The 16824-nt window shown below is 56.2% G+C and carries 20 protein-coding genes; all 20 read right to left on the bottom strand.

Annotation, left to right across the window (positions count from 1 at the left end; translation table 11 throughout):
* Positions 1 to 33 precede the first annotated feature (33 nt).
* On the bottom strand, positions 34 to 381 hold the full coding sequence (gene tnpB, locus OGY15_RS22880; RefSeq protein ID WP_099548426.1) for an IS66 family insertion sequence element accessory protein TnpB: 348 nt from the start codon (positions 379 to 381) through the stop codon (positions 34 to 36).
* The gene (gene tnpA / locus OGY15_RS22875; RefSeq protein WP_000993956.1) at positions 381 to 1031 is read right to left on the bottom strand and encodes an IS66-like element accessory protein TnpA; all 651 of its coding nucleotides are present in this window, start codon (positions 1029 to 1031) and stop codon (positions 381 to 383) included. The genes tnpB and tnpA overlap by 1 nt, the downstream gene beginning before the upstream one ends.
* 81 nt (positions 1032 to 1112) lie before the next feature.
* Positions 1113 to 1484 (bottom strand): hypothetical protein, encoded by a 372-nt coding sequence (locus tag OGY15_RS22870; RefSeq protein ID WP_286541239.1) that lies wholly within the window; start codon positions 1482 to 1484, stop codon positions 1113 to 1115.
* Between the two features lie 270 nt (positions 1485 to 1754).
* Complete coding sequence (locus tag OGY15_RS22865) at positions 1755 to 2507, bottom strand: TIGR03747 family integrating conjugative element membrane protein (protein ID WP_214167277.1); 753 nt, start codon at positions 2505 to 2507, stop codon at positions 1755 to 1757.
* Positions 2500 to 4596, bottom strand: coding sequence for a type IV conjugative transfer system coupling protein TraD (gene traD / locus OGY15_RS22860; protein ID WP_286541238.1), 2097 nt, complete (start codon positions 4594 to 4596; stop codon positions 2500 to 2502). The genes OGY15_RS22865 and traD overlap by 8 nt, the downstream gene beginning before the upstream one ends.
* Positions 4593 to 5381: a hypothetical protein gene (locus OGY15_RS22855; protein WP_187790933.1), complete on the bottom strand. Its 789-nt coding sequence runs from the start codon at positions 5379 to 5381 to the stop codon at positions 4593 to 4595. The genes traD and OGY15_RS22855 overlap by 4 nt, the downstream gene beginning before the upstream one ends.
* Complete coding sequence (locus OGY15_RS22850) at positions 5378 to 5890, bottom strand: hypothetical protein (RefSeq protein WP_286541237.1); 513 nt, start codon at positions 5888 to 5890, stop codon at positions 5378 to 5380. The genes OGY15_RS22855 and OGY15_RS22850 overlap by 4 nt, the downstream gene beginning before the upstream one ends.
* Positions 5887 to 6492 carry a restriction endonuclease gene (locus OGY15_RS22845; protein ID WP_105453785.1) on the bottom strand — a complete coding sequence of 202 codons (606 nt, stop codon included), beginning with the start codon at positions 6490 to 6492 and terminating at the stop codon, positions 5887 to 5889. The genes OGY15_RS22850 and OGY15_RS22845 overlap by 4 nt, the downstream gene beginning before the upstream one ends.
* Positions 6489 to 7031 carry an integrating conjugative element protein gene (locus OGY15_RS22840; protein WP_187790935.1) on the bottom strand — a complete coding sequence of 181 codons (543 nt, stop codon included), beginning with the start codon at positions 7029 to 7031 and terminating at the stop codon, positions 6489 to 6491. Before OGY15_RS22840 ends, OGY15_RS22845 begins: the two co-directional genes overlap by 4 nt.
* Positions 7028 to 7687, bottom strand: coding sequence for a lysozyme family protein (locus tag OGY15_RS22835; protein ID WP_286541234.1), 660 nt, complete (start codon positions 7685 to 7687; stop codon positions 7028 to 7030). The genes OGY15_RS22840 and OGY15_RS22835 overlap by 4 nt, the downstream gene beginning before the upstream one ends.
* Positions 7666 to 8385: a TIGR03759 family integrating conjugative element protein gene (locus OGY15_RS22830; protein WP_286541232.1), complete on the bottom strand. Its 720-nt coding sequence runs from the start codon at positions 8383 to 8385 to the stop codon at positions 7666 to 7668. Before OGY15_RS22830 ends, OGY15_RS22835 begins: the two co-directional genes overlap by 22 nt.
* Before the next feature lie 6 nt (positions 8386 to 8391).
* On the bottom strand, positions 8392 to 9165 hold the full coding sequence (locus OGY15_RS22825) for a Tat (twin-arginine translocation) pathway signal sequence (RefSeq protein ID WP_286541231.1): 774 nt from the start codon (positions 9163 to 9165) through the stop codon (positions 8392 to 8394).
* Positions 9162 to 9758, bottom strand: a complete 597-nt coding sequence (gene pilL2, locus OGY15_RS22820) for a PFGI-1 class ICE element type IV pilus protein PilL2 (RefSeq protein ID WP_024199196.1) — start codon at positions 9756 to 9758, stop codon at positions 9162 to 9164. Before pilL2 ends, OGY15_RS22825 begins: the two co-directional genes overlap by 4 nt.
* Before the next feature lie 191 nt (positions 9759 to 9949).
* Positions 9950 to 10870, bottom strand: coding sequence for an Rpn family recombination-promoting nuclease/putative transposase (locus OGY15_RS22815; protein ID WP_214167290.1), 921 nt, complete (start codon positions 10868 to 10870; stop codon positions 9950 to 9952).
* A 48-nt stretch (positions 10871 to 10918) separates the two neighbouring features.
* Positions 10919 to 11455, bottom strand: coding sequence for a single-stranded DNA-binding protein (gene ssb / locus OGY15_RS22810; protein ID WP_000168255.1), 537 nt, complete (start codon positions 11453 to 11455; stop codon positions 10919 to 10921).
* Between the two features lie 15 nt (positions 11456 to 11470).
* Positions 11471 to 11674: a hypothetical protein gene (locus OGY15_RS22805; RefSeq protein ID WP_001187036.1), complete on the bottom strand. Its 204-nt coding sequence runs from the start codon at positions 11672 to 11674 to the stop codon at positions 11471 to 11473.
* A 90-nt stretch (positions 11675 to 11764) separates the two neighbouring features.
* Positions 11765 to 12220 carry an STY4534 family ICE replication protein gene (locus OGY15_RS22800; RefSeq protein WP_000115786.1) on the bottom strand — a complete coding sequence of 152 codons (456 nt, stop codon included), beginning with the start codon at positions 12218 to 12220 and terminating at the stop codon, positions 11765 to 11767.
* Positions 12221 to 12810: 590 nt separating this feature from the next.
* On the bottom strand, positions 12811 to 14820 hold the full coding sequence (locus OGY15_RS22795; RefSeq protein WP_286541227.1) for a DNA topoisomerase III: 2010 nt from the start codon (positions 14818 to 14820) through the stop codon (positions 12811 to 12813).
* 15 nt (positions 14821 to 14835) lie between these two features.
* A complete protein-coding gene (locus tag OGY15_RS22790) occupies positions 14836 to 15528 on the bottom strand; it encodes a PFL_4669 family integrating conjugative element protein (protein ID WP_286541225.1) in 693 nt (230 codons plus the stop codon).
* Positions 15529 to 15702: 174 nt separating this feature from the next.
* On the bottom strand, positions 15703 to 16449 hold the full coding sequence (locus OGY15_RS22785; RefSeq protein WP_001433630.1) for a MipA/OmpV family protein: 747 nt from the start codon (positions 16447 to 16449) through the stop codon (positions 15703 to 15705).
* Between the last annotated feature and the right edge of the window lie 375 nt (positions 16450 to 16824).

Genomic DNA, 16824 nt, shown 5'->3' with positions numbered 1-16824 from the left:
AGTGAGGTGTCCATATCCTCACTTTACAACGGGTTATATGCGGATTCCAGCGCGTTCCGTTCGTTTCGGGTGCTTCCAGTCGATGCCTTCGAGAAGCATGGACAACTGAGCCGGAGTAAGGTGAACCTTTCCATCGCGGGTGACCGGCCAGACGAAGCGGCCCCGCTCCAGGCGTTTGGTGAAGAGGCACAGTCCGTCACTGTCAGCCCACAGCACTTTTATCTGGTCACTCCGGCGTCCGCGGAAGATGAACAGATGCCCGGAGAACGGGTCATCCTTCAGGACGTTCTGAACTTTTGAGGCCAGGCCGTTAAAGCCATTTCGCATATCGGTGATACCGGCAACCAGCCAGATACGCGAACCGGCAGGGAGAGATATCATCAGTGGCTGCTCCCTTTCATTTCGCGGATAAGTGTCTGTAATAACGCCGGTGTCAGTTCACCTTTCAGCCTGAGAGTTCCGGCCGGCAGAACCAGCTCGCAGCACAGACTGTCTGGCAGTGTATTTATCTGTTCAGGTATCTGCACTGGTGCCGGGATTTTATTATCCGGCTCCGGAGTTAACGTCACGGGAAGTAGCGATGTTTCATGTTCGCCGGGCGGTTGCAGGCCACCGTTACGCCAGAGATGCCGCCAGTTAAAGAGCAGGTTATCGTTAATTCCATTCTCTCGAGCTATTTGTGCGACACAGGCACCGGGTAAAAGAGTTTGCTGAACCAGTCTCCATTTAAACTCCGGTGAAAATCGGTTCCGGCGGGGTTTCTCTGCTTTCACAGGCTGAGTCACGGTCGGGGCTGAAGGGTATCGCCCCGGGAAAAGAGCCCGGGCCAGTTGCCCGCAGGAATATTCACCGGAAAGAGGCCAGTCAGTGAATACCTGGTGAAATCGCCTCACCAGAGAAAAAATGGCGGTTTTGCTGACACCAGTCTGCGCAGAAATGCGCGGGTACGACAGTGACTCGTCAAATCTCAGCTGTAGCACACGCAGGATCAATTCTGGATTATCTGCCAGTACCGCTTTTCGTGCATTCATCTTAAATGTCCTTTTACTGCGAAAATGGACATTAGTATCGGAAACAGGAAAGGGAGGCGAAAGACGGTTTAAATGATGCGCTTACGCACATCCTTCATTTGTTTGCTGAACAAAAACAGCCTGCCATCTGTTATCTGTGGGAACTGTAATGACATTACCAGATAATGTCAGCGTCAACTGTACTGAAGAACCAGGCAGTGATATTTTTTTAGGGACAGCAACGGAATAGGAAGAGAAACCGGCAAAATCTCGCAAAGACTTATAAAGAGAATCCTGACCACCACCATTCCATCGCCCATGGGTTTTAATATTTACCTTGTTAAACTGGTCCCCCACAAAAGAGCTTGTAAACCCAACATTATTCCCGACATAATGACCAACACAAATTGTGCTTGCTTTTACACCAAAACTGACAAAAAAGGCTGTCAGAAAAAGGCAACGAGAAATCAGCATTTTTCCTCCCTGCGACATAGAATCACAACGTATCAGTGAATGCGTCCGCGCTATGAAACTTTGCACACAAAAGATTACAAAAAAAATTTATGAAAAAAGTACTGACGTATTATTGTATTTGCGCTGTTACAGCAGTTTTTTTAACAAAAAGCCATTAATTTAAATTCTGCTTATCAGCTGACTGACGCGCAGAAAAGGCTGTAACATGGCTTGTCTGCCGACACCCCGGCACAAAACCAGTTTTGCACCGGAGTGTCCGGCATCTGTGGATTATAAATACTTCTTGAAGGATGCCATGGTCACGGTGATGGCAACTCCCAGCAGCATGGCCGCCGGCCATATCAGCAGGTTCGGGTATACCGCCGTGGGCCAGGACATATAAAGAATACAGGGAATGTATATCGCCGGTTTAATGGACTTTCTGGCATGGTGATAAACAAAACTGGATTCATACGCAGCACCGTACCGGCGCAGGTCACGTCTTCCCAGACCTTCCACCACAGCCACCAGAGCCACCATCACAAACAGGGGCACTGACAGCACCAGAATCGTCACCCGGACCAGCGTCACCACCGTCACATATACCGTGGCCATCAGGTAATCATGCAGGTAATGCGCCAGCCAGCGGCCCAGAGTATCCACTTCCTGTATCACACTGTTATCGACCGAAGCGCCCTGCTTCATCCAGGCCATAAATCCGCTGTCCACAAACAGCCACTGGTACGCCGTGGACACCCACTTCATCACCGTCACTGACGGCGTGGACAGCAGCAGACTGCGGGTAAATTCCGAGGATAACCAGCCCAGCTCGGTGTTCATGACCACTTCACTGTGCTTCGCGCCCTGTTCAGGCCAGAAAAATGCAATACCCACATATTCAATCAGCAGGCTCAGCAACAGGGAGGAGAGCACCATCCCGGCCAGTGCCCACGGCCAGCCCCACAGCAGGTTATACAGCAGCCCGTGCCGGCGTGGGGGTTGTGCGGCGTCAGGACGGTTCACATCACGACGGGAATCAGCCATGTCCGTCTCCTTCCGGCACATTCACGGCCGGGGTTTCATGCCACCACCCCTCTCCGGTGTGGTAATGACGCCGCATGGCTTCAGCCACTTTTGCAATGCTCTCCGGCATCAGCGCATCGTCCTTATCCGGCGCCGGCAGCGGCATCCGGATTTTCCACAACTGTCCGCCTTCCAGCAGGGCAAATGCCTGCCCTTTTGGCAGGGTGACGATATCCGCCGGCTCCAGTAAGGGAACCTTTACTGTACCAACGCGGTCCTGGGTGCTGGAGGTGAAATCCTGTCCGGACGTCACATCGGCGGTATCCTGATGCCCCGACACCAGTGTTTTAGTGTAAATCTCCACCTGAGGCAGCTGACTGGTCAGCAGCTCTGCCGTCCGGTTCTCCCTGACGCGCAGCATAATCATGTTATTGAAGTTACCCTGTACCTGGGCAGTTTTAGCCGCATTACCGATGCGGGCTTCAATATCCGAAGACGTCTGGGTATACGCCGTCACCTGCATACCGGCACCACCGCCCTTGTTGATGAGCGGAATAAATTCATCGCCCATCAGTTCGTTGAACTCATCACAGTGCAGGTTGACCACATTTTTACTCTCCCCGACACCGGGCAATCCGGCATTCATACCGTGTTTGTAGATATGTCCGGCCACACTCACCAGGTCTGCAAACATGGAGTTTCCCACGGCACTGGCCACCTCACTGTCACTGAGCGCATCAAGACCGATATACACCACCGCCTTTTTACGTATCACCTGTTCCCAGTCAAACACGGGACGGGTATCACTCATATCCAGGTAGTCCGGTGCCAGCAGCTCTGCCGTCTTTCCTGTGGTCAGTTTTTCCAGCAACGGCAGCAGGGAGGCCACAATTTTGTCAAAATAAGTACGGTCATAACGTACCGCACTTCGAAGACCATCCAGTATCGGGTCATAGAGTTTCTTCCCGGCGTCACTGCTGAGCGCCACCTCAATAGCCCAGATACGCACAGCATCCGGCTGGTTCTGCATGGTCCGGGGCACGTCATCTTCACCCAGCACATTCATGTTATTCAGAATGGCGCTTTCCAGTTCCGGCATCTGTTCACTGACCACCTTTCCGGCATAGCGAATATAGAGGTCAGCAATATTGTTCACATAGCGCATAATCAGCGTGTAATCCGGGCGTTCTCCCAGTGCCACCAGGGCGCGGGCAATGATATTGACAAAACGCCAGGCAAACTCCCGGAAAGCAGCACTGTTTCCTTCACCGGACAACTGCCCCGCCACACGGGTGGCCACTTCCGACACCCGGCCAAAACGCCCCACTGCGTTATAGCGGGCAGAGATTTCCGGCCAGCCCAGATGAAAGATATACAGCTCATCGCCCCTGCCGGCACGGTGTGCTTCTGCCCATACACGCAGCAACAGGTCAGCATCCCCTTTGGGGTCAAAGACAATGGTGACCTCTCCCCGACGGATATCCTGTGTGACCAGCAGCTCTGCCAGCCGGGTTTTACCGACACGGGTGGTACCATAAACAATGGTGTGACCCACCCGCTCTCCCAGCGCCAGTGTCACATCCTGTTCATCCGGTTCAATACCATGCAGGGCCGGATTCCCGCCCACCGGCGGCAGGGGGCGTACCGGATTCAGCGGAGAGTCCTTGCGCAAAAGTGCGCCCAGACGGGGGAGGGTATGTTCCGTTTTCAGCTCAAGCTGACGGGCCATCCGGTACAGCCAGCCCGGCTGAAGGTACCTGGCCACCTCAGGGCGCAGCGTATCCTGAAGGCGCTGGGTGTGTTTCTGTGTCCAGCGAAATCCCCGCCCCAGAAAAAGGCGCTGACGGCTCACGGGTATCTGCCGGGTACTCATCACATAACGGAGCAGACGCCGCAGATTGCGACGGTAGCGGATGACCTTCATTCCCTGGCGAAAACGGACCGCTGCCAGAACACCAAAACCGGCAGCAGTGGCATAACTGACCGACGGCGCGAGCGCCACCGCCCAGGGCGCTGTCACACAGACACTGGCCGCCGTTGCCGCCACCACGGCAGTGTTCAGCTCCACCGCCGGTCGCAGCAGAGCCTCAATCACATAACGGTTACTCATGACCGGGTACCTCTCTGTAAAAGACGCAGCCACCATGAGCGTGGCAAATCGTTCTCCGGTGATGCGGACAGAGCCTCCAGTCTGCGCTGTAACATCATCACCTCCCGCCATGCGTCTGCCGCATTCAGCAGTAATGCCTTATACACCGATGGCCTGTCATGTCCACCTGCACGCACATCATCCACTGTCAGCAGGGCTTCTGTGCTGAAACGGTCCACTTTCCAGCAGGCCAGGTCTTCGCGGGAAACACACTGCCGCCGGGTCTGCAGACGAAGATACACACCATGCCGGGACAACGGTTCTGTCAGGTTGTGAATCTCCCGACAGGCAGACCGGAACTCCCGGTCCGTGTGATAAACACTCTGGGCCACATTGTGAAGCTGTGTGCGCCCCTCCCCCTGCAGGTGAAACAGAAAGCGGGCCAGACAGCTGCGGTGATTACCGTCAGCACTGACATACCAGTGAATGCCATCCGTGCTGACAAAACTCATCCCGGCATGCTGTTGCTCTGCCTGCGTGTAATATCCCGGATTCTTTTCGAGTAACGGGATATTGATGTCCATGCGTTTACCGCGCTCCAGCAGCTCCAGCCAGTTCATTCCGGCATACTGTGGATGGTCAGTCCCCACAATGCGGTACACATTGATACTGCCCTGTCCCGTCCAGTAGTGTTCTGTAATAAAATCCGACATTGCCGCAAACTCTGCAGCATCCCATGCAGCCAGTTGTTCATGTGCCCAGGCCGGAACATTTGCCTGCACACGGGCCAGCAGTGAAGCCGTCATACCTGACCTCCCTTCTGCGGAATTGCATCATTATCATGGTCAGGCCAGTGTGCAACCGCACCACGGCCCCGGCCACATCCACAATGTGGTGATACCGGTACGGATGCGGTTTTCCGGCGCGACATACCGGCCGAAACGCCTTCCAGAACCACTGATGCCAGCAACAGTGTCAGCGCCAGTATGTGCAGTGACTGAAAATCTGCCTCTGCAGCCTGCCTGAAAGAGTGCGGTGACCGGAGGCATTCTGCATCAGTGGCGGACAGTGCACGCCACTCCCCGGTTGTCACCGGCGTCACAAAGGGACGCGACGGACACCGGAGCATCATCACCGTCCCTTCCGGCGCATCACGCCAGCGTGCTGACTCCTCCTCATAACGCTGCGCCAGCCCTGTCACACCACCGCTGGCGACCTCAACGAAATACAGCATCATCAGGCATCCCGTCAGCACGGATGGCCAGACAATCACTGTTCTGAATAAAAGCATAAACATCTGTTTTACCGTCATCATCCCCGCTCCCCCCTGGTAAGTTCATCTGTCAGTAATGTTCCGTTCAGCAGTTTCAGCAGACGCTGACCGCTGACAAGTTCGATATCCGGCCACAGTGTCAGCCTGGCCCGGCTGACCGACCCTGTACGACCGGTATGAATAAAAAACCCCCGGCAACCCTCCCGGCGCAGCAGTTCCCCGAAGGCATCAATATGTGCCGGGCGGATGGTCCGTCCGTAGCGCTTTGCCTGTATCAGCCAGCGCTCACCGTTAATCATTACCTGTCCGTCCGGGCCGCCATCACCGCTGTAGCAGGGATTGTGAATAACCGTCATCCCCTGCTGCTTCAGGGCCAGTAACAGCAGTTCTTCGAAGACATACGGGTTGATTTTGCGCAGATACTTCAGGCGATGCGCATCTTCCGGCAGCGTCTTCAGTCTGGCCAGTAACCGGGCGGCAGTGGCACGGTAACGCTGATGGCGGCGGGTCCGGGCGCATTTCTGTTTTCGCTCCCCTCCCCGCAGGATAAGCATCAGCAACACGGCCAGCAGGCAGAACGCCAGACAAACCATCAGCACCGGGCTGACCAGCAGAGCTGCGGTTATCACAGGTGCCTGCATCATGGCACCACCTCCTGTGACAGCCCGTTGTCCGTTATCAGCACCGGATAAGACTTCAGCTGTAACCGGCGGGCCAGCGCAGAACCGGATGCCGGTGCCATCGCCACGCCGGGAGCCAGTTCACGCAGCGTGCGCAGGCCGTTTTCATCAGCCACATTCACCACCATTCCGGCAGCATGACGCGCCCGGAGCGCAGCAGCATTTTTCTGCAGCCACTCACGGGAATACGCATCATCCCCCACAAGGAAAAGTGCACCGATGCCCGGTAGCTGAAGCGGGCGTGGTGTCACTTCGCCGGGTGACATTTCAGGTGTACTGACCGGCAGCATCGCCGCGTCCCCCTGCAGAAGAGGCGGTGGTGAAACAACCGGTGCAGAAGCCGGTGCCTGCCGGTTGATACCCTCAAAAAAAGGAGCAGCATCCCTGCCGCCCAGGTCAGCAATCACCGTCAGTTCAGCAATCACCGTCAGTTCAGCACTGACGCTCGCTGAAAACAGAAGCCATACAGGAAAATAAAAAGTAATCCGTCTCAGTCTGTTCATTCGCGCCTCCGGGGCTCTGTCCAGATATAATCCGCAGCCGGTGCCAGCATGGCGGTCTGCTGTGGCGTCATACCTTTTGCATGCAGCCGGTCCAGATGACGTCTGACCACGGTGGTGTAACGGGCGGCCGGCTTTCCACCGGCAGGATGGTGATAACAACCGGCTGTCTTCAGCCAGCTGTCGGGATGGCGCTGACGGCACTCCTGCAGAATGACCGCCGCCGTCTCAAGACTGGTGTACGGGTCAAAGGCCGCCCATGTTGACGGGAAACGATGACCATTCCACCCCAGATTGACCTGCGCTATTCCGACATCAATGCGTCTGGCCGGATAACGTTTCAGAAACACCTGCAGTGCCTGCCAGGCCTCCAGGCGACTGGCATAACGGTACCCCTTCCCGGCCACATTAATTGTCCAGGGCCAGGGGCGGGAGACATCCGGAAGACGCCCGTCGCGGCGGGAATACTGCATGATGCCGGCCATATCACCGGGCGCCATGGCAGTCTCTGTCAGGGAGACGGCATACAGCACTTCTGCCGGAATACCGTGTGCACGGGCCACCTGCACATACCCGTCAGGAATGGTCTGCGCAACAGCCTGACACATGCCACTGCCTGCCAGCATCAGCAGAACGGTCAGAATGCAGCCACGCGCCATCCGTCCGCCCCCTGCTGCAGTACCACCGGCATCTGTCCCTCACCAAAACGCAGCCAGCGCCCCGCATCATGGTTCAGGGTGATATGCCGGCTGCGGACCTTCTCTGGTGGGATGTTGTGCTCACGTGCCCACTGACGAAGCAGCCCGTCTTTCCCCTGACTGTCCACCAGATAAATATCCACCGGCTTACCGGATGCCAGCACCTTACTCAGGCGGATATCACAGGACGCACAGTCCTTCGCCTTCACAAACAGCGCCAGTCTGCCTCCGGTGTCCCCGGCCAGAACACCGGCATTGCCCATACTGACCGGCAGCTTTCCGGGATAAAGACGCTGCCATGCCGCATCAACCTCCCGCTGAAAAGCCAGCTCCTTCTCCGTACGGGCACACTCTTCCTTCACCCACTTTTCGGCATACGCCCGGCGCTCAGCCGGTGTACGGGCCTCAATACCCAGTGCTGTCAGCGGGTCCAGACCCGGCGACTGTATCCCGCGGGGTCCCGCCATCAGTGCCTGATAACGCCCCCAGTCCTCCTCACTCAGTCCCCACCGCCCGGCCTGCTGTTGCAGCGACTGCGTGGCGCTCTGCGTATGCTGTGACGTATCCGTACGGGACGCGTCCGTCACGGTTGTGTTCTGGTCTGCAGCCTGCGCCAGTGCAGGTATCAGCATCACCAGTAACAGGGATTTCAGTCTCATCTTCACTCACTCCACCCTGACCTGTACCTGACGTCCGTTCACCCGGAACGTCGCCTGTTCGTGACCGGCATGAATCAGTGTCCAGCCGGCCACACTCTCACCTTCCCCGAGCAGTGCCACCTGCGACAGACTGGTATATCCCCGGGGTGCCACCGCCGCATATGACTGCGCCCCCCGGCGCTCGGTGCCGGTCAGCACAAACGGTGCCTGACGGAAAGTGTGCGACGTACCTGAACGAGCAGTCAGAGGGCGGGCAGTTTTCTGTACCACCGGAGAGGGTTCTTTCGTTCCGGATACGTCCTTTTTCCCGGTGCCGGAAGCAGAGGGGGATTCGGACTGAACAGCCCGGGGCTGTGGCTTCTCTGCCAGTGCCGCCAGTGTGTCCAGCCGCAGGGAAAGGGCTTTCTGTGCTGCCTGAATCTGCTCAAGGGACGCCGGCAGTTCCTTAAGCAGCGTCTGCTGAACCTCCGTCAGAGCGGGCTGCCGGGCCAGCTGCGCCAGACGCGCACTCTCCGTCTGCAGCTTCGCCTCCAGTTCACTCAGGCGTGACTGCAACGGGGCCAGTGCCGCCAGTGTCAGACGCTCTCCCTGCTGTTGTTCCAGTGTTGCCAGACGGGTATCCATCTCCGCCATGCCGCGCCCTGTCAGATACAGCGCCACGCTCGTCACCATAACCAGCAAAGTCAGAGAACTCACTGCCACACCCCGCAGAAGTGAACGCCGGCGCGTTGTGGGGTTATCTGCCGGAACAGGTGTCATCATCTCCTGTTGTTCGCTCATTTTTTCAGGAAGCCTCCCCTGGCCGGTTGCGCCACCGGGGCCGTGATTGCCGGAGAAGCCGGTACGGGTGCCAGCTGGCCTGCCGGTAACTGATACCCCGCCCGCAGGCTGTGGCAGACCACACGCTGAACGTCATCCACCTCCAGTTGCCAGGCCGGTCCCGCCATCACCTGCAGGGCTGTACGCAGTCGCACCGGTCCCTGCTGATACTGCACGGCGGGCAGGGGCTGGCGGTACAGCACACCATTGGCCGGCCCGGTGGCACACAGCGTGTAACCGGACTGTTTCAGGGCATAACGCATGGCATCGGCCACGGTGGGCTTTAACGACGCCGGAATACGGATATCAATCACCTGGGAAAGCGGGTCACGCTGCGCTGCCTGTGGTGCCGTGCTGACCAGCAGGTAACGGTCGTAACGCACCACCTCCGGTGCCGGCTGCGCATAAATATCCTGTGACACCGGCTGTACATTGCGGGAAACGCTGACGGAAGGTACCGGCATGGCCGGCGCACGTTGCTGAAGTTTTTGTGGGCTGTTACACCCGGCCAGCAGGGCCAGGGTAACCAGGGAAAATAAGATCCCGGGTTGCATGTTCATCCGGATAACTCCTCTGCAGTGATAAAACAGCGGTCACTGTGCAAAGAAGCGCCGGCAGGCTCAACGAACAACTCATTATCAGTAAACAAAAAAAACGCCAGCGTAAAAGCTGGCGTGATGTTGATAATGCGGGGTGTGGCCTCTCATATCAGCCACACCCCGCCCCGTGATAACACGGAAACGGATTAACCGAGCGCTTTCTGCAGCTCTTCATCAGAAAGCTGCAGGATCTCCTGAATACTCTCAGGCGACATCCCCATCTTCTGCATCCGACGGGCAGCCTCAAGCGTCTTCTCAAGCGCCTTTTCTCTCTCTTCCTGACGGCCTTTTTCGATACCCGCCAGTTCAAGTCGTTCAGCGATAGTCATAATATCATCCTCATACCGGGGCAGATGTTCTGCCATCGCCCGTATAAATTCCGGTGAAGCCGAATCGCACGCCTTCACCATATAGTTTAACAGAACCACCACCTGATCGTGTGTTCCCTGTATCTGAAGCAACTGTGACAGAAAGTCAAGCTGCGCCATCAGATCGCCCTTCCGCTGACGGACCTTCATCAGAAGCATCAGGGCGGCCATCTGCTGATAGCAGCGGATACCCTCATCATCAAGAAGACCCACATCAATAACGCGGGGCGGCTTTCCTTCGCCGTAAAGCTCACGACCAAGCGCCGGATCGTCCAGACAGTCCAGCCAGTTCAGGCTGTACGGATACGGACTGGGTTCACCGTGATAAAAAAGCACCGGGATCACAATGGGGGCCTGCTTATGCGTTTTCAGGTGACGATACATTATCGCCAGCACATAATGCATCATGCGCAGGGCCATAAAACGATCCGCAGAACTCTGATGTTCCGTCAGCGCGTAGATGTAACCATCACGGCCATCGGTGGTTTTCATGCTCCACAGAACGTCACTGGCATACTGACGCAAATCCGGATCCACAAACGTGGCCGGCTCCAGCTTCAGGGTGTTCATATCGCACCGCTGTAACTGTGCCGGCGGCAACGCAGCTTCCAGAAAATCCCTTGCAACCGAAGGGGTTTCCATCATCGCCCTGAACGCCGCATCGTGTGGCGTGGGGGTGGTATGATTTTTTTCACTCACGATACCTCCTTGATAAAAATGGGGGCAGTGATGCCCCCGGGGTTAACATTACATGGCATGGATAATCCGCCGTTCAGCGCCATATCCCGGTCCACTGAAAGGAATGTCGTCGTCAAAATCCATCGGCATTCCCCCGCCGTTCCCGGAAGCCGGTGACGGTGAGTTACCCGCCGGCGCGCCGGCAGTTCCCTGACCGCTGTGTGCGGGTGCAGCACCACTGCCCTGCTGGCGCGGAGAGCCCAGCATCTGCAGGGTGCCATTAACACTCACCACCACTTCCGTTGCGTAGCGATCAACACCATTCTGCTGATCGAACCACTTCCGGGTCTTTAACTGGCCCTCGATGTACACCTGTGAACCCTTGCGCAGGTATTCACCGGCTATCTCAGCCAGTTTTCCGAAAATCACCACGCGGTGCCACTCGGTCTGCTCCTTCATTTCACCGCTCTGTTTATCACGCCAGGATTCACTGGTGGCCAGAGTCAGGTTTGCCACAGCTCCGCCGCCATTGGGGAAGTAACGGAGTTCCGGATCCTGTCCAAGATACCCAATCAGTATCACCTTATTAATACCGCGTGACGCCATATGCCCTCCTCATCCTCACGCACACGTCCGCTGCGTCCAGGTGCCGTTTTCCAGCGCCTGTGCCGCCTGCTCATGGTCTCTGTAATACTCCACGGATTCGCGGGACACCGGTCCCTCATCACACTGAGTACCAATATAATAACCACGTACGCTGCTGAGAACCTGAAGGGGTAACGTATAGCCGGCCTGTGCGGCCAGCATGCCATTTGGCTGTTGCATAAGAAGTTTCCTTAAAGATAAAGACAATAAGAAAACAGACCGCCCTGATGAGGCAGTCTGTTTTCATCAGGACGGTTGAGAAAAGTACGATCAGAAAGAGTTTTCTGCGTATTGCTGTTGCATGGTGCCGTTTTGTGGCGGCAGGGAGTCTGATTTTTCAGCCTTGTAAACCATCTCCTGGCCTATCTTGATCCAGTCCACCTTGATCAGGCGGGCCTTCAGGCTGACGCGTTGCTCACCGGCATGCTCTCCCTTGTTCAGGGTGAAAATGTCAGTGGACAGGTTGCTCAGCGTGAAGCCAAGCAGCACCTTGCGATCTTCATCCACCGCCTTCTGGCAGCGGGCAATCAGGGCGGTCGCCTCTTTACCGGCAACCGTGACATCAAAACGGACGTAGGACGGGCTGTCCGTGGGTCCGCTCAGCGCATTCACCACACAGCTGAGAAACGAGCCGTTCTGGTGATTCACCTGACGTACATTACTGAGATACCCCAGACCTTTGAGGGTCAGATTAAAGTATTCAGTTTTGGCAGTATTTACAGACATGATGATTTCTCCATGGAGTTAAAAAATGTGATGACGGAGAACATCACCATCCCTGACGGAAGTGAATGTTCCCGTCGGGGATGCCGGATCAGCTGAATTCCGGCTGTCTGAACAGATAAAAAAGCCCTCATCGTCGCGTCATAATGCGCTTTTTGTGACGACATTCTGCTCTCAAGAGCGCGCAGATTTACCCCATTCACGTGGAATGCACCACCCTTTCAGGCTCAGGGGGTGTTGAATGCAGCCACCCGAAGGCGTTCCTCACAGGCTGCCGGAACATTGGTGGTCGTAAAAACGACAGTCAAGCCCGGTCATCTTTAAGTCACCACTAACAAATGTCAACGCTAAAACAAATAAAAAAGGCACCGGGATTTCCGGTGCCTGAGGGGGATACCAGCCCCCGGGGTTAACTCTCATCATCTCCGGGGATAAATCCCGGCGCGGTTTTCACGGAGGGGATGCGCCTTGTAACCCCGCGAGTGTGCATTACGGGTTACCGGACCCTGGAGCTGCCCGCTCCACTGTGGTCAGCAGGGTATTGCATCAAAGCTTAATCACACTACCCGATCCTGAACAGGGAGAAATTAAGATTACTCTGTTTTAGTTTTTCCCGATTTTTTTCGCCGCCCGGCCTTTTTCTGCGTGTTCACCACCCCCTTACACTCAGGATACCGCTGACAGCTCAGGAACAGCCCGTGCTTTCCCTTTCGCTGCCGGGTCGGCCCCTGACAAAGCGGGCACGGCGGCGTCACCGGAACCGTCATACTGAAGGGCTGTTCCCGCCCGGATGAGACCAGATGACGCACCCACTGCTGCTGTCTGCCCATAAAGGTATCCAGTGACATTCTGCCCTGTGCAATATCATCCAGAGCCTGCTCCCACAGCGCCGTCATGCCCGGGCTGGTCAGGGCTTCCGGCAGGGCGGCCGTCAGTTCCCTGCCCCGTTGCGTTGACCGGATATGCTTCCCGCTCTTCTCCAGATACTGCCGGGCAAATAACACCTCCAGCACACCGGCCCGCGTGGCCTCCGTCCCCAGACCGGCATTCTCCCTCAGCACTTTTTTCAGCTTCGGGTCGCTGACCTGACTGGCGGCGTTTTTCATGGCGGCAATCAGGGTTCCTTCCGTAAAATGGGCCGGAGGTGACGTCATCCGATCCTTGAGTTCTGAACCGCTAATCCGGCAGTGTTCACCCCGTTCAAGCGCCGGCAACGCCATTTCCGTCGTCTGTTCATCTTCGCCTTCAGCAGCTTCTGCAGCCTCCCCGGAAAACAGGCCTCGCCAGCCCGTCACCACATTCACTTTCCCGCGTGCCCTGAACAGTTGCCCGCCGACTGTCAGTGTTGCATCGGTGATATCAGATTCCTGCAGGGGCAGAAACTGGGCCAGATAATGCTGGCGGATAAGCTGATACACCTTCAGCTCATCTTCACTCAGTACCCTGATATCAAAGACCTGCCGGGTCGGAATGATGGCATGGTGTGCCGTAATTTTTTTGTCATTCCAGATACGTGAAACAAAACCGGGATCGAGCTGTGCCAGAACCGGCGTCAGGGCGGGATCTGAACGCGCCATCGCCGCCAGTACCTCCCGGCTTTCCTGCTGCATGGATTCAGGCAGATAGCCACAGTCCGTCCGGGGATACGTCGTGGCCTTGTGCGTCTCATACAGGGACTGCGCGATATTCAGCACAGTCTGCGCCCCCATACCAAATTTCCGGGAGCAGGCTTCCTGCAGTGTACCCAGCGAAAAACAGAGCGGAGCCGGTGTTTTTTCACGTTTCCGGGTCACCTCATGCACCACCGCTGACGGTGTCTGCTGACACAACTGAAGAACGGCCCGGGCCGCCTGAACGTTCACACACCGTTTCTCTTCATCGCAGTACTGCTCTGCCGCCACCCAGACGGCCCGGAACCGGATCCCGTCTTTCTCCAGTCCGGCAAACACCTGCCACCAGGGCCGTGGTACAAAACCGGCAATCTCCTGATCCCGTCTGACCACCATGGCAAGTGTCGGCGTCTGTACCCTTCCGACGGATAACACATCCGGGATCCCCGACGTCCGGGCTTTAAGGGTATACAGGCGCGTCAGGTTCATCCCGATCAGCCAGTCAGCCTGCCCACGGGCCAGGCCGGCATCATACAGGCGGGCCGTCTGCTCACCGGGCAGAATATTTGCCAGCGCCTCCCGGACGCTGGCCTCATCCAGGGCTGACAGCCACAGCCGGCGGACTGGCCCACGGTACCGGCAGTACGCCAGCAGTTCCCGGGCAATGACTTCGCCTTCCCTGTCCGCATCCGTGGCGATCACCACTTCAGACGCACGCTTCAGCAGGCGGCTGATCACCGTAAACTGGGATTTCGTCTGCGGTTTAACCGTCATCTGCCAGTTTTCCGGCAGAACGGGAAGCGACTCCATACGCCAGGGAACCCCGAACTGCTCCCCGTACGCTTCCGGGGCGGCCAGCTCCAGCAGATGCCCCACAGCCCAGGTGACCGTGACAGTATCACCTTCAATACAGCCCTCTCCCCGCCCGCTGAGCCCCAGCACCCGGGCAATATCCCGCGCCTGTGACGGTTTTTCACACAAATAGAGTTGCATGGTGCCTCCGCTGTATTATTTCAGGGGCGGAGAAAAAACAGAGCGTTTTTTACCACTCATGATATCCGGATCCGGTTTGCCAAAACGGCTGACAGCCACCCTGCCCTTCTCCGTGCCGGATAAAATATCCTGCCGGGTGGCATGAACCGTTTTGTAGGACTGTGCCACGCCATACACCTTACGGACAACGTGCCCTCCGGTATCCAGTATGCTGTTCCGCTGCACCCGCGAAATCAGCCCGTAGTGAAAAGCATGAAACGCTTTCATGACCAGTTCGTCATACCCCACAAGCAACCAGACGCAGCGATACCCCAGCGGAGAGCTGCTGAAAACACCAATGTTCACGGGCGAAGATGATGCAATATCAGAGATCACAATATTGCCGGGAATACTGTTCAGCACCGCCTCCAGTCCGGCGACCTGCTGCCGGATCTGCTCTGATGCCTGCGATAATGCCTCCTCCAGCCTGACCAGCAGCATATCCGCCCAGGGATTATCACGCTCCGCATCCCGTGTTGCCTGCCCGGCCCGGGCAATGACCTGAGGCATGCTGATGATACCCGGACGGGGTTTACCATCACCGGACACCTTCTCCGTTTTGCGCCCTTCCCACAGGCGGATGGCATAATGGGTGTGTAACAGAATGGACAGCGAGGACTGCAATGCGCCGGCCCGGACTTCTTTCGGGTTCAGCTTGTCTTCACTCATATCAGCTCCTTATAACAATCAGGGATAAAGTGAGATCGTCAGGACGAAGTGCAGAAGGAACAACAGAAAACCAGATTCAGGCCACAGAAAAATGGGGAAGAACAGAAAGTTCAGCACACCGGTGCCCGTGATCCGGCAGCGGTGTGCATCAGTGAACATCAGGTCATATCGGTATCAGAAACGATAGGTGATCCCGGTGGAAAACAGTCCATCCCATGACTTATCCACCATGGGAGAGTTTTTAACTTCATCAGATAAGCGGCTGTAACGTGCAGTTCCGTAGATCCCCCAGTTGCTGGCAAAGGTGTAATTTGCACTGACTTCAAGGTAAGGTGACCAGCCATTATCCGCTTTATACCGCTCCAGACCGCTGCGCGCAGATTCACGACGCGATACGCCATAATAATAGTCGTTCTGTTTCTGGCTGCTCCACTCCACACCAATACCCGGTGTCAGGATGAATCCGCCATTCACATAACGATATAACCACGCCACATCACCAACAACACCATTACTGTTATCCAGAACATCCGCCGCCAGACTCGTTCGCAGAAAACCATACGGCGTGTGATGGGACCAGGACCCCCCGGCCATCATCGTGCTTTTACGTTTATCAAGGCGGCGTAACTGATGATCATTGCTGTCATCCGGTTTGAAATACATCGGCGACCAGTAGGCCATCACCGACAGGGTATCTGCAGCATCGTTCCAGAGGTAATATCCTCCGCCCAGACCACGGAACCAGAAGCTGTCGCCGTCATAAGACACTGCCGGAATAAGATACGCTTCAGAGTCGTAACCTTTATAAGGCTGATCAATCACGCCGACACCGGCCCCCAGTGTCAGAGTACTTTCAGCATAAGCCGTGTTTACTGATAAGGCGGCCAGCATACTGAGCGCCAGAATTTTAATTTTGGTCATAAAAAATCCTTCCTTAGTCAAAATTTCAGCACGGAAAGTATACTGACGAGAAAAACGGCGACAAGTATTCTGTTTTACTCTTATCTTCCGGTCCCTTTATGCAATCCTGGCTTTCCCCAGAAACAAACAGGGTCTGGCAGGGCTGGAGGGGAACACAGCATCCTGTCAGGGTGTTTCCGGCTGACGCCGGGCTTCGGCGGTTTACCGTCAGATGTTCCAGGATATTCGGTGCCGCCGCCTTCCATGCTGCTGACGCAGCATAATTTTTATACTCTGTTGACACTGCCAACACTGGTTAATTTTTGCTCTCTGTTGCCACTGGCAACACTGGTTAATTTTTGCTCTCTGTTGCCACTGGCAACACTGGTTGATTTT

The sequence above is a fragment of the Citrobacter sp. Cu231 genome, from assembly GCF_030332265.1.
GTDB classification, from domain to species: domain Bacteria; phylum Pseudomonadota; class Gammaproteobacteria; order Enterobacterales; family Enterobacteriaceae; genus Citrobacter; species Citrobacter meridianamericanus.
Note: the sequence above shows the minus strand (reverse complement) of the source record. Positions and strands in the feature narration are given on the sequence as shown.

Bases quoted from the DNA above. Each gene is read 5' to 3' on its own strand.
- ssb (WP_000168255.1), bottom strand. From the start codon at position 11,455: ATGGCGTCACGCGGTATTAATAAGGTGATACTGATTGGGTATCTTGGA.
- OGY15_RS22825 (WP_286541231.1), bottom strand. From the start codon at position 9,165: ATGAGCGAACAACAGGAGATGATGACACCTGTTCCGGCAGATAACCCC.
- OGY15_RS22835 (WP_286541234.1), bottom strand. From the start codon at position 7,687: ATGGCGCGTGGCTGCATTCTGACCGTTCTGCTGATGCTGGCAGGCAGT.
- OGY15_RS22865 (WP_214167277.1), bottom strand. From the start codon at position 2,507: ATGGCTGATTCCCGTCGTGATGTGAACCGTCCTGACGCCGCACAACCC.
- OGY15_RS22850 (WP_286541237.1), bottom strand. From the start codon at position 5,890: ATGATGACGGTAAAACAGATGTTTATGCTTTTATTCAGAACAGTGATT.
- tnpA (WP_000993956.1), bottom strand. From the start codon at position 1,031: ATGAATGCACGAAAAGCGGTACTGGCAGATAATCCAGAATTGATCCTG.
- OGY15_RS22870 (WP_286541239.1), bottom strand. From the start codon at position 1,484: ATGCTGATTTCTCGTTGCCTTTTTCTGACAGCCTTTTTTGTCAGTTTT.
- OGY15_RS22830 (WP_286541232.1), bottom strand. From the start codon at position 8,385: ATGAGACTGAAATCCCTGTTACTGGTGATGCTGATACCTGCACTGGCG.
- pilL2 (WP_024199196.1), bottom strand. From the start codon at position 9,758: ATGCAACCCGGGATCTTATTTTCCCTGGTTACCCTGGCCCTGCTGGCC.
- tnpB (WP_099548426.1), bottom strand. From the start codon at position 381: ATGATATCTCTCCCTGCCGGTTCGCGTATCTGGCTGGTTGCCGGTATC.
- OGY15_RS22800 (WP_000115786.1), bottom strand. From the start codon at position 12,220: ATGTCTGTAAATACTGCCAAAACTGAATACTTTAATCTGACCCTCAAA.
- OGY15_RS22845 (WP_105453785.1), bottom strand. From the start codon at position 6,492: ATGATGCAGGCACCTGTGATAACCGCAGCTCTGCTGGTCAGCCCGGTG.
- OGY15_RS22785 (WP_001433630.1), bottom strand. From the start codon at position 16,449: ATGACCAAAATTAAAATTCTGGCGCTCAGTATGCTGGCCGCCTTATCA.
- OGY15_RS22790 (WP_286541225.1), bottom strand. From the start codon at position 15,528: ATGAGTGAAGACAAGCTGAACCCGAAAGAAGTCCGGGCCGGCGCATTG.
- OGY15_RS22795 (WP_286541227.1), bottom strand. From the start codon at position 14,820: ATGCAACTCTATTTGTGTGAAAAACCGTCACAGGCGCGGGATATTGCC.
- OGY15_RS22840 (WP_187790935.1), bottom strand. From the start codon at position 7,031: ATGAACAGACTGAGACGGATTACTTTTTATTTTCCTGTATGGCTTCTG.
- OGY15_RS22855 (WP_187790933.1), bottom strand. From the start codon at position 5,381: ATGACGGCTTCACTGCTGGCCCGTGTGCAGGCAAATGTTCCGGCCTGG.
- OGY15_RS22805 (WP_001187036.1), bottom strand. From the start codon at position 11,674: ATGCAACAGCCAAATGGCATGCTGGCCGCACAGGCCGGCTATACGTTA.
- traD (WP_286541238.1), bottom strand. From the start codon at position 4,596: ATGAGTAACCGTTATGTGATTGAGGCTCTGCTGCGACCGGCGGTGGAG.